The sequence below is a fragment of the Gemmatimonadota bacterium genome (genome assembly GCA_016209965.1).
Lineage (GTDB): Bacteria > Gemmatimonadota > Gemmatimonadetes > Longimicrobiales > RSA9 > JACQVE01.
The window spans coordinates 1-10,663 of record JACQVE010000331.1 but is presented as its reverse complement, the minus strand read 5'-3'; the positions used below and the strand labels follow the sequence as shown (position 1 = coordinate 10,663).

The 10,663-nt window shown below is 68.8% G+C and carries 11 protein-coding genes; 5 read left to right on the top strand and 6 right to left on the bottom strand.

Translation table 11 applies throughout. The annotated features are described in order from the left end of the window. Positions 1 to 12 precede the first annotated feature (12 nt). Positions 13 to 657, bottom strand: coding sequence for a sigma-70 family RNA polymerase sigma factor (locus HY703_13275; protein ID MBI4546163.1), 645 nt, complete (start codon positions 655 to 657; stop codon positions 13 to 15). A gap of 412 nt (positions 658 to 1,069) precedes the next feature. Here HY703_13275 and HY703_13270 point away from each other — a divergent pair, with 412 nt between their 5' ends. The 5 genes from HY703_13270 to HY703_13250 are packed head-to-tail and all read left to right on the top strand — an operon-like array spanning position 1,070 to position 5,203. Further along, the gene (locus HY703_13270) at positions 1,070 to 1,894 is read left to right on the top strand and encodes a cytochrome-c oxidase (protein MBI4546162.1); all 825 of its coding nucleotides are present in this window, start codon (positions 1,070 to 1,072) and stop codon (positions 1,892 to 1,894) included. Next, the gene (locus HY703_13265) at positions 1,891 to 3,636 is read left to right on the top strand and encodes a cbb3-type cytochrome c oxidase subunit I (GenBank protein ID MBI4546161.1); all 1,746 of its coding nucleotides are present in this window, start codon (positions 1,891 to 1,893) and stop codon (positions 3,634 to 3,636) included. The genes HY703_13270 and HY703_13265 overlap by 4 nt, the downstream gene beginning before the upstream one ends. Next, entirely contained in the window at positions 3,633 to 4,247 is a 615-nt protein-coding gene (locus HY703_13260) for a cytochrome c oxidase subunit 3 (GenBank protein MBI4546160.1), read from the top strand. Before HY703_13265 ends, HY703_13260 begins: the two co-directional genes overlap by 4 nt. A 14-nt stretch (positions 4,248 to 4,261) precedes the next feature. Next, positions 4,262 to 4,873: a cytochrome c oxidase subunit 3 gene (locus HY703_13255; GenBank protein MBI4546159.1), complete on the top strand. Its 612-nt coding sequence runs from the start codon at positions 4,262 to 4,264 to the stop codon at positions 4,871 to 4,873. A gap of 33 nt (positions 4,874 to 4,906) precedes the next feature. Beyond that, positions 4,907 to 5,203 carry a cytochrome C oxidase subunit IV family protein gene (locus HY703_13250; protein MBI4546158.1) on the top strand — a complete coding sequence of 99 codons (297 nt, stop codon included), beginning with the start codon at positions 4,907 to 4,909 and terminating at the stop codon, positions 5,201 to 5,203. A gap of 62 nt (positions 5,204 to 5,265) precedes the next feature. On the opposite strand, the gene mobB is transcribed toward HY703_13250, so the two are convergent. The 5 genes from mobB to narH form a co-directional block, all read right to left on the bottom strand. Beyond that, complete coding sequence (gene mobB / locus HY703_13245; protein ID MBI4546157.1) at positions 5,266 to 5,940, bottom strand: molybdopterin-guanine dinucleotide biosynthesis protein B; 675 nt, start codon at positions 5,938 to 5,940, stop codon at positions 5,266 to 5,268. Next, positions 5,937 to 7,607 (bottom strand): NarK/NasA family nitrate transporter, encoded by a 1,671-nt coding sequence (locus HY703_13240; GenBank protein MBI4546156.1) that lies wholly within the window; start codon positions 7,605 to 7,607, stop codon positions 5,937 to 5,939. Before HY703_13240 ends, mobB begins: the two co-directional genes overlap by 4 nt. 177 nt (positions 7,608 to 7,784) lie before the next feature. Further along, the gene (gene narI / locus HY703_13235) at positions 7,785 to 8,462 is read right to left on the bottom strand and encodes a respiratory nitrate reductase subunit gamma (protein MBI4546155.1); all 678 of its coding nucleotides are present in this window, start codon (positions 8,460 to 8,462) and stop codon (positions 7,785 to 7,787) included. 221 nt (positions 8,463 to 8,683) lie between these two features. Continuing rightward, on the bottom strand, positions 8,684 to 9,301 hold the full coding sequence (locus tag HY703_13230; GenBank protein MBI4546154.1) for a molecular chaperone TorD family protein: 618 nt from the start codon (positions 9,299 to 9,301) through the stop codon (positions 8,684 to 8,686). Beyond that, on the bottom strand, positions 9,301 to 10,663 hold a 1,363-nt coding region (gene narH / locus HY703_13225), incomplete at its 5' end, for a nitrate reductase subunit beta (protein MBI4546153.1). The genes narH and HY703_13230, both read right to left, overlap by 1 nt.

The window sequence follows — 10,663 nt, the reverse complement described above, 5'->3', positions numbered from 1 at the left end:
TGAGGCCCTGCCTCATGGCTCGTCGGCTTTCCCCGCACACGGCTTTTCAGCTCCGTTCCCGGAGAGCCGGCCGTTGTGAAGCGCAAGTGCCCGCAGCCGTCCGCGCAGGCGCTCGAGCCGTTTGCGCACCGCGACGCCGGAGATGCCGTACGCCTCGGCGACCTCGCGGGAGGTGCGGCCGCACGCGTAGTGGAGCACTGCGAGCTCGATGTCCTTCCCTTCCAGGCGCGAGAGAAGCTGCGAGGCCAGCACCCGGTCCAGCAGTCGCTCCTCCTCGCCGTTACGCCCGGGCACCGCCTCTTCCTCCGGCGCTCGAGTCATCACGCTCGCCTTCCGGGCGACGCGCACCCGGTGCTCGAGCCCCCAGTGCAGCTTCCAGCGCAGGTAGCCGAGGAAGTCCAGACCCACTGAAGGCTCGTACTGCTCCAGCGCCTGGCAGAAGATGAGGTAGGCTTCGCCTACCAGGTCCTCCACCAGGCAGCCGCCCGGATAGCAGCGGGAGCGCCCGCAGAGAGTCGCCAGCGTCTTCCAGATGAGCGGGAGGTGGCGCCGGTAGAGCTGGTCGGCTGCCTCCCGGCGCGCCTCGGCCGAGTCGCACCGCTGGTAGCGGGCTACCGCCTCGTTGGCCGCACTGCGGGACGAAAACGAAGCCGCCACGCCTGTGAATGACGGCCCCCGCAGTGGGCACTGGAAACTGCTGATAGAAGACGAGCGCATAGGGGTCCGGGCCGGGATGTGGTGGAAGGAGCGTGCCACGGTCGGGCCCCGAAGCGACAGCCGGCTCACGGTCTGACAAGCGCAGCCCCGGTCCGGCGCTGCGCCGCATACGGGGGGTTTGTCCCGGCTCCACGGCACGCGACGCGCGGCAGCCGAGGGTCGCGAAATGTCTCGCCCGAGCCCCCCCGCTGGGACTTCCTTCCCCAGGGTGCAGTTGCTGGCCGGCGGCTTCTTCGTCCGGGGCGTCACACCTGGCGTGGCCCGATGGATATTAACACTGAGAATTGTTAGCGGTGCCTCACGACCGGCCTGCGGGGCCGTCGCCATCTCTGAGTCGGCGGGAGCGAAGCGCATGAACGGCAAAGGGAAGTCGTGGGAGGCGTTGGCCCTGGTCGTGCTGTTTCTCGGGATCACGGTCCTCACGGTATTCGGCTTCGTGGCCAGGGATTGGATGCCGGCGGCCGCGTCCGAGCACGGCGCCGGCGTGGATGGCATGATCCGGTATCTGCTCCTCACCACGGGTGCGGTCTTCATTGCCGGCCATCTGGTGCTGGCCAGTTTCGTCTGGCGCTATGCCCGCGGGGGGCCGACCGGGTCGCCCTGGGCGGATCCCCGGGTCGAGCGCTGGTGGTCGCTGCTCCCCGTGGTGGCCATGGCCCTGATTGCCGAAGTGGGTGTTCTGGTGATCGGCTTGCCCGTTTGGGCGAAGGTGTACGGCCCGGTACCGGAAGACGCGGTTGTCATCGAGGTCACGGCGCGCCAGTTCGAGTGGATTGTTCGCTACCCGGGCAAGGACGGCCGCTTTGGTCGGACCGACCCCGCGCTGATTCGGGGCGCGGCGAACCCGGCGGGCCTCGATCCCCGTGACCCGGCCGGTGCAGACGACCTGGTGTTCCGGAACCGGCTGCACGTGCCGGTGGGGGGCACGGTCTACCTGCGGCTCCGATCCCGGGACGTGCTGCACAGCTTCTCGGTGCCTGCCTTCCGGGTGAAGCAGGACGTCGTCCCGGGGATCGTCGGGAGCACGATGTTCGTGCCTACGGCCGCGGGCGAATACGAGATCGCGTGCATGGAGCTGTGCGGCATGGCCCACTACCGGATGCGGGGGCGGGTGCTGGTGCAGTCGCCCGAGGAGTTTGATGCCTGGCTGAGCCAGCAGGCGGGGTGGCTCCAATGAGCGGCGAGCACGCTTACCCGGGATTCTGGAGACGCTACGTCTTCAGCACCGATCACAAGGTCATCGGGATCCAGTACTACCTGACCGCCGTGTTCATGGCGGTGGTGGCCGTGGCGCTCGCCATCCTGATCCGACTCCAGTTGGCGTGGCCCCACGCGACCTGGCCGCTGCTGGGGAGGCTGCTGCCGGGCGGCTACGAGGAGGGGGTGCTCAAGCCGGAATTCTACCTGAGCCTGGTGACCATGCACGGCACCATCATGGTGTTCTTCGTGATCTCCTTTGCCCTGGTCAGCGGGTTCGGGAACTTCATCATCCCGCTCCACATCGGGGCGCGGGACATGGCCTACCCCTTCCTGAACATGCTTTCCTACTGGCTGGTCGTGCCGGCCAGCGTGCTGATCCTGGCCTCGTTTTTCGTGGAGGGCGGCGCCGCCGCCGCGGGGTGGACGGCGTACCCGCCGCTTTCGGCGCTGCCGGAAGCCGTGCCGGGCTCCGGGTGGGGGCAGACGCTGTGGCTCCTGGCCATGGCCCTGTTCATCGTCTCCTTCACGCTGGGCAGCCTCAACTTCCTGACCACGATCCTGAACCTGCGCACGCGTGGCATGTCCATGATGCGCATGCCGCTTACGGTCTGGACCATGCTCATTGCGGCCATTCTCGGCCTCCTGGCCTTCCCGGCGCTGACCGCCGCGGCCATCATGCTGCTCCTGGACCGGCACGGCGGGACCAGCTTCTTCCTGCCCCAGGGACTGGTGCTCGGGGAGAAGGTTCTGTCCACCGGTGGCGGGACGCCTCTGCTCTTCCAGCACCTGTTCTGGTTCCTGGGCCACCCTGAAGTGTACGTGCTGGTCCTGCCCGCGCTGGGCATTGCCTTCGACATCCTGGCCACCTTCGGCCGCCGCCCGGTGTTCGGCTATCGTACCTCGGTGTGGTCGCTGCTGGTGATTGCCGGGCTGAGCATGATCGTGTGGGGGCACCACATGTTCACCAGCGGGATGAACCCTTACCTGGGCGAGTACTTCTCGGTGGTGACGGTGGCCATCACTGTCCCCTTCGCCGTGCTCGGGCTCAACCTGATTGCCAGCCTCTGGCGCGCGCAGATTCGCCTTACCACGGCCATGCTCTTTGCTCTGGGGCTGGTCTCCGCCATCGGCATCGGCGGGCTGGGCGGGCTCTACCTGGGAACGGCGGCTGCCGACATCTACTTCCACGATTCCTACTTTGTGGTCGGTCACTTCCACTTCACGATCGGGACGGTGACCTTCTTCGCCATCTTTGCCGGCACCTACTACTGGTTCCCGAAGATGTTTGGCCGGCACATGAGCGAGACGCTGGGCAAGCTTCACTTCTGGCTCACGATTGTGCCGCTGTTTGCAGCCTTCATCGGCATGCATTACCTGGGGCTGGGTGGCCACCCGCGGCGCGTGTACGACCCCACTGTCTACGAATTCCTGCGCCCGCTCCAGCCATTCAACATTGTGATCAGCCTGGCGCTCATTCTGGCCACGGCCGCGCAACTCGTTTTTCTGTTCAACTTCCTGGTCCATCTGTTCCGCGGCGAGCTGGCCCGGTCGAATCCCTGGCGGGGGGCGACGCTGGAGTGGACGACGTCGTCGCCCGCCCCGCACCTGAACTGGGTCGAGCTGCCAGTGGTGCATCGCGGGCCGTACGAGTACCGCGTGGACGGGGAGCGGGAGGGTTACCTGCCCCAGCACTCGGCGGTAGTGGGAGGGGCGGAGTGAGCCTGATGGTGGCGCGAAGGGTGAGAGGTGACGGCGCCGCGCCCGGCGAGCCGGCGGCCGGCGCCGCGCTCACACTGGCGGACGGCCCATACCCCATGGGCCTCATGGCCGTGCTGGCCACCGTGACCATGCTGTTCGCCGCCTTCACGGCCGCCGTGCTCATCCGGCGGACGGGCGCGGACTGGCGACCGGTGGCACTCCCCTGGATCGCGTGGCCCAATGCGGCGCTGTTGCTGGTCTCGAGCGGCCTGCTCGAGCTGGGCCGCGCCGCGGCGCGGCAGGAGCGGCCACGCCGCCTGGCGCTCTTCCTGGGAGCGGCCGCCGTGCTGGGCCTGGTATTCCTGGCCGGGCAGGTGGCGTTGTGGCGGATGCTGGCAGCGCGGGGGATCTTCCTGCCCACCAGCCCCCACGCCTCCTTCCTCTATACGCTCTCCGCCGTCCACGGCGCCCACGTGCTGGGCGGACTGGCCGCCCTGGGGTGGACGCTGCGGCGGGCCCTGCGCGGTGCTTACAGCCGGACGCGGCACGCCGGTCTCACGCACGCCGCCGTCTACTGGCACTTCGTGGACGTTGTCTGGATCTATCTGCTGGTCCTGCTTTCCACGCTTTAGAGAGAGGAGGGCGGATGGCGAACGCGGTTACCGGTAGCCTCGAGGTCCACTGGCAGGGGGGAGTCTCGCCCTTCGGCGTGTCCTGGCAGAAGCTCATGATGTGGTTCTTCCTGGTCTCGGACGCGCTGCTCTTTGCCAGCTTCCTGGCCGCCTACGGCTTCGAGCGACTCGCCCACGCCGTCTGGCCGGAGCAGGGCGAAGTTTTCGCCATCTGGGTGATCGGGATCATGACCTTCGTGCTCATCACTTCGAGTGCCACCATGGCCACAGCCGTGGGTGCCGCGCACCGCGGCGATCTTCGGCGGGCGATGCGTTTCCTGCTGCTGACCGCGCTGGGCGGCGCGATCTTCCTGTCGATGCAGGCGGCGGAGTGGACGACGCTGATCCGGGAGGGCGCTCGCCTGACGCACAACCCCTGGGGCCCGCCGGCCTTTTCGTCCTTCTTCTTCATGCTGACCGGGTTTCATGGCACCCACGTGCTGATCGGCGTGACCCTCCTGACTCTGGTGGCCAGTCGGGTGCGCGCGGGCCGCACCTTCGGACCGGGGGTCGAGCTGGCCGGCCTGTACTGGCACTTCGTGGACCTGGTCTGGGTCTTCATCTTCACCTGCTTCTACCTGATCTAGTTCGCCTGGCAGAGCCGCACACCGGAGGCGCGCATGGAACCCGACATCCCGTACCGTACCTACTGGGCAGCGTGGCTTATCCTGCTCGCGCTCACCGTGGCCATGATTCTGGCGGAGGCCGCGGGGTTCCCGCGGGCCCTGGCCGTCGCGGTGCTGGTAGCGGCAATGCTGATAAAGGCCACTGTGATCGGCGGGTGGTTCATGCACCTGAGGTTCGAGCGGCTGGCGCTCGTCGCCTGCGTGGCGGCCGCGACCCTGGCCACGGCCGCATTCCTCTTCTTCCTGATCGCGCCGGACGGGGTCTGGATGCTCCGGCTGTCGGCCGGCTAGCGGCGTCCATGCGGCCCGGCCGGATGGTCGCGTGGGGTGGTGGCAGCAGCGCGTTCTGATCTTCAGGCGTTTGCTTGCGTGCTGGGTGTGGTGAGCTGCTGGAGGAGGCCGGCCAGTCGCTCGACCAGCTCCTCCGGGAAGTCGAGGAGCTGGCCTGTGGCGGCCGGCCGGCGCAGCGTCCAGGCGCCGCAGCAGCAGTCGGCAGGTTCTAGCAGCGCGAAGCCGCCCGCGTCCCTGATCTGGATCTCCAGGCGCAGCACCGCCCCACTCCAGGACCCCTCCGCCAGCACGATGTCCACGCGGCCGGCCAACAGCTCGAGCCAGGGCCAGGGTTCCGCGCCCGGCGCGTCGTAGAGGAAGAAGCCGGCCTGCTGGGGTCCGAGCAGGAGCACGCCTCGGGCGCCAGCCGCGGCGTGGCGGTGGGAGTCCTTTCCCGGTGTGTCCAGAGCCGGCGTGTGGTGCGCCCGCTTGATGGTGCCGACCCGGACTCCCCGCGCTGAGAGCACCGGCAGGAGCTGCTCGATCAGCCGCGTTTTCCCGGAGTTCGACGGCCCCCGAATGCTGGCCACCGGCGGCAGGGGCGCTGCCAGGCGCAAGGTGCGCCCCCACAAAACCTCCCGATCCGCCATTGCCTCGACAGCCATGTCGGGGGCGAGCTCGCCGCCACCGGCCGACAGCGTGGCAATAAGGCGCTGCCAGGCGCGGATCCGCTCCCGGGCAATCTCGAGCGGGATCACCCCCCCGCCTCCGCGGCCATCACCACGCACTGCCCTTCGCACGCGGGGCGATCACCCTCGCCCGGCCGCAGCGAGCACTCGCCCAGCCGCAGCGTCTCGCTTCCCGGCGTCAGGAACAGTCGCACCCGCGCCTCCACGGCGTGGACGGGGCAGAGAACCCGCAGGGCCAGGGGGATCAGGGGCCCCTTCTCGTCGATCTGCGTGGCCACCTCGGGCGCGCGTACGTTCAGCATGCGGCGGACGACGGCGTGCATCCACACCAGGCAGCCGAGCGACAGCACTGCCAGGAAGACCCAGTTCGTGGTCCAGACGCCAGTGAATGCGACCAGGTAGCCGAACATCAGGGGACCGGTGAAGCCGCCCAGGCCGCCAATGACACCCACAATCCCGCCCACCGTCCCCACGTCCCGCGGGAAATAGGTGGGAATGTGCTTGAAGACGGCCGCCATGCCGATTCCCATGAGGATGGCCAGAACTAACACCAGCCCGGTGAAGACGCCGATGTTGGCCTGGAAGTAGATGTGGGTGACGCCGCGTGCCAGCAGGGCACGCTTGGCCACAACCTCGCCCGGCCGGACCACCGGCTCCTGCCAGGAAGCCGTGGTAGGCCAGACCAGGGTCCCCTGCCGGGCCGGCCGCCCCGGCGCCCTGGGCCGCAGCGGATAGCGGACGCCGTCGATCTCGACCGCTTGCGCGCCAGCCGCGGTTACGGTCCCGCCGCGCGCTGCCGTTACCCCCTGTCCGGGCGTCTGGATGTCCATACGCGGCACTGCCAGCAGCAGGCTCACCACGGCGCACCCGCTCAGGACCCAGTACATGACGGCTCGCGCGCCGATCCGATCGGACAGCCAGCCGCCCAGCGCGCGGATCAGTCCGGAGGGCAGTGAGAAGGCCGAGGAGAGCAATCCAGCCGATACCACGCTCAATGCGTAGACATTCACGTAATAGGGGATCAGCCATTGGGCGAGGGCGACGAATCCGCCGAAGAAGAGAAAGTAGTAGAGCCCGAAGCGCCAGACGCGAAGCGACTCGAGCGGCGCCAGGCGTTGGCGCAGCGTGCGCACCGCCGGCTCCTCGGGCTTCCGCGGAAAGGTAGACACCCAGAACAGGACGGCCGTCGCGGCCAGGGCCAGCGCATAGAGTCGGGGCAGCGCGCGCCAGCGCTCGAGCTCCATGCCGCCCTGCGTCAAGACGGCGAGCAGCCGCGGCGAGACAATGGCTGTCAGCGCCGCGCCCGTGTTGCCCAGGCCGAAGATCCCGAGCACCGTGCCCTGCCGATGCGGCGGGAACCACACTGATGTGTAGGCCACGCCCACGGCGAACGACGCTCCCGCCAGCCCAAAGCCCAGGCCACCGATGATGAAGCCGGCAAAGCTGCCGGCGTAGCTGGTCAAGTAGGCCGCCAGGGCGGCGGCGAGCATGATGCCCGCGAAGACGGAGCGCCCGCCGTAGCGGTCGGCCAGCATCCCGGCCGGCAGCCGGAACAACGCACCCGTGAGCACCGGGATGCCGATCAGCCACCCGATCTGGGGCCCGCTGAAGGCGTATACCTGCTGCTCCACCAGGAAGGTCACCAGCACGCCGTACATCATCCATACGGCGAAGCAGACGGTGAAGGCCGCCGTGTTGGCCGTCAGGACGGAGATCGCTCGGGCGCGCTCGGTCATGGGGCTATGGCGACGGCTCGCGCCTCAGCGCGGAAGCGCAAGGAGGGGTGCGGGCAGGGCCGGCTCGGGTCACCGGATGGTCCGCGTGGCCGCGCGCACGCCGTTGATCGGCTGGGCCTTGCCCGGCCGCTCGCCCCCGGCCCCCGGGTGAGCTTGCGAGCCGCCGCATCGCTCACCTCAAGTGCGCTGCGGCGTCCGGTTCCAGATCACCACCTGGTAGGGCCGCCAGAGATAAGTCACGGGCACGGTCACCACGTGGACCAGCCGCGTGAACGGGAACAGCCCGATGATGAGGAATCCGCCCAGGAAGTGCAGCTTGACGAGCCAGGGCAGCATGACGATGTAGTCGATCTTGGGCTGGAGCTTGGCCAGCGAGACGAGCCAGGGCGCGGCCGTGTACAGGTACCAGTCTGCGCCCCAGCGGTAGAGGAGCGCGACCCAGAACCCGAGCGCCGCCTGACCCAGCAGGGCCGCGAGTAGGACCCAGTCGAGGGCCGATGTGACGGTGCGGATGCGCGCGTGGCGCAGGCGTCTGAGAATCAGCACGCCCAGCCCGGCGATCGCTACCAGGCCGAGGGCCAGGCCGCTGACTTCCAGAGTGTACAAGCGGGCGGGTGCCGCGATCAGCGCCGCCCACGCCCCGGGGGCAATCAGGGCGAGGAGGTGGGCCAGCAGGATGATGAGAATCGCGTAGTGCCAGGGGACCGAGCCCCAGAACAGGGCGCGGTTCTCCAGGAACTGGGACGAGAGGCTGGAATAGGAGAACCGGTCCTGGACATACCGGTAGATGCCCACCACCAGCGCCAGAACCGCGGCCACGTAGGGGAACACTACGAAGAGAAGGACATTGAGCATGGCGCTGCGCTCCGTGTTTGTCGGACCATGTTTCCATCTTTCATGTCGGCCCAAGCACGCATGTCGCCGCCCCATTAAAGAAGGACGGCAGAGCCTGGCCAGCCGCTGCAGGGCACCATATCCACGGAGGGGGGGTCCACTTACCGTCAGGAGCCATAGGTAGATCGGTCAACTTGAAACTTGGAAACCAGGTCCGACGCCAACGCTTCCGCATCACGCCGCTACGGTTGCAGCACCGGCAGTTCCAGCCGGCGTGGCGCCGTGGCGGGCGGCGTATCCGCGCTGGTGGCCCCGTCGTCCAGCACCAGTCGGAGCGCCTCGAGCAGCTCGACGTACGCCTCCCGGCCGCGGGCGGAGTGCGAGTCGCGCTCGGCATCGGTCCCGGCACGCTCGCGGGCCATGACTGCCAGCGCCGGGACCAGTGCCTCGCGGATCAGCTCGTCTGCTTCCGGCCCACGCTCGTGCGCGAGGTAGCGGAGCAGCAGGCTCAAGTGGTCGGGCAGCTCGGTGCCTTCCGAGATGCCCGTCTCCCGATAGCGGGCCCGCAGCTCGACCAGGAAACGGCTGCGCTGGTAGCTCTCGCCGAATAGGTGATGGCCGACGTACAGGCAATACATGGGATTCAGCTCGAAGGCGGCGGCGTAGACCTCCTCCAGCTCCGCCGGCGGCGTCTGCTCGGCCCAGGCCGCGAAGTGGTTCACCCGCGCGGCCGCCTCCGGGCAGGCGGGTGCCAGCATGCGGGCGGCGCCGGCTGCTGCCGAGGCCACATTCGGGGTCGGGTACTCCAGCAGCTCGGCGAGCAGCTCGAGTGCGCGAGGCTCGAGGGGTCGCGTCGCCATCACCACCTCCGCTCGGGCGGCTGCCGCGACCCGAAGCCCGCCGCCGGCTTGTGCGCGTACGGGTCCACGGTTGCCTCGACGGCCGTCTCGCGGGCCAGGGGCGGCACGACGAAGCGCTCCTCGAACGTGGGCATGGCCGTCAGCCGGAAGATGGCCTCTGCCTCCTCGGGCGTGGTCGCGCCCAGCGCGAGCGCCTCCTCGACCTCGGCCGCGGGTACGTCCGCCACGCGCCGGCCCCGCATGTACAGTCGCACCGCGACCAGCTTGCGGTAGACCGCGGCGACCACCTCCTCGTTGCCCGCGGAAAAGAGGCTGGCCATGTAGCGGAGCGGCACCCGCGCCCGCTCCAGCGAGCTGAGCATGGGCGCCAGCCCTTGCTCCTCCGCGCCGGCAACCTGATACTGGCCGTTCCGGACCGCCGCCAGCACCGGCAGCAGCGGCGGCACGTAGAAGAGCATGGGTACGGTGCGGAACTCGGGGTGGAGCGGCAACGCCAGCTTCCACTGCTTGACGAACCGGTAGACCGGCGACCGCCGCGCCGAGTCGAGCAGCGCATCTGACAGGCCATTGGCCTTGGCGGCGATGCCGACCCGTGGGTCGAAGGGGTCGGCGATGAGCGACCGCTGTACTTCCACCAGCCGATCGGCGGGGGCGCCGGCGGCCTCCTCGATGCGGCCGGCATCGTAGAGCAGGACGCCCAAATAGCGGATGCGCCCAACGCAGGCGTGGAAGCAGGCGGGCGCCTGGCCGCTCTCCAGACGCGGGTAGCACAGGATGCACTTCTCGGATTTGCCGGTGGACCAGTTGTAGTAGACCTTCTTGTACGGGCAACCCGAGATGCACATGCGCCAGGCCCGGCACTTCTCCTGGCTGACCAGCACGATACCGTCCTCGCCCCGCTTGTAGATGGCGCCCGCCGGGCAGGCCGCCACACACCCCGGGTTCAGGCAGTGGTTGCAGATGCGCGGCAGGTAGAAGAAGACGAGCCGCTCCAGCTCCTGGAGCTGCTGCCGCTCCGCCTCGCCCAACTCGCTCAGGTTCGGATCGCTCGCCGCGTAGATGGGAGAGCCGCCCAGGTCGTCATCCCAGTTGGGCCCGGCCTCGATGGTCTCCATGGGCTTGCCGGTGAGCAGCGAGATGGCGCGGGCGGTGGGCTGGTCGTCGCCCTCGGGGGCGTTGAAGAGGTTCTCGTAGTCGTACGTCCACGGCTCGTAGTAGTCGTCAATGGTGGGCAGGAACGGGTTGTGGAAGAGGTTAGCCAGACCGCGCAACCTGCCGTGCAGCCTCAGCCGCAGCCGATCGCCGTCCTGCTCCCAGCCGCCCTTGTACTTCTCCTGGTCTTCCCACAGCGTGGGGTAGCCG

Excerpts from the sequence above, each read along its gene's own strand:
- HY703_13270 (MBI4546162.1), top strand. The coding sequence starts at position 1,070 with ATGAACGGCAAAGGGAAGTCGTGGGAGGCGTTGGCCCTGGTCGTGCTG.
- HY703_13265 (MBI4546161.1), top strand. The coding sequence starts at position 1,891 with ATGAGCGGCGAGCACGCTTACCCGGGATTCTGGAGACGCTACGTCTTC.
- HY703_13255 (MBI4546159.1), top strand. The coding sequence starts at position 4,262 with ATGGCGAACGCGGTTACCGGTAGCCTCGAGGTCCACTGGCAGGGGGGA.
- HY703_13250 (MBI4546158.1), top strand. The coding sequence starts at position 4,907 with ATGGAACCCGACATCCCGTACCGTACCTACTGGGCAGCGTGGCTTATC.
- HY703_13240 (MBI4546156.1), bottom strand. The coding sequence starts at position 7,607 with ATGACCGAGCGCGCCCGAGCGATCTCCGTCCTGACGGCCAACACGGCG.
- narI (MBI4546155.1), bottom strand. The coding sequence starts at position 8,462 with ATGCTCAATGTCCTTCTCTTCGTAGTGTTCCCCTACGTGGCCGCGGTT.
- HY703_13230 (MBI4546154.1), bottom strand. The coding sequence starts at position 9,301 with ATGGCGACGCGACCCCTCGAGCCTCGCGCACTCGAGCTGCTCGCCGAG.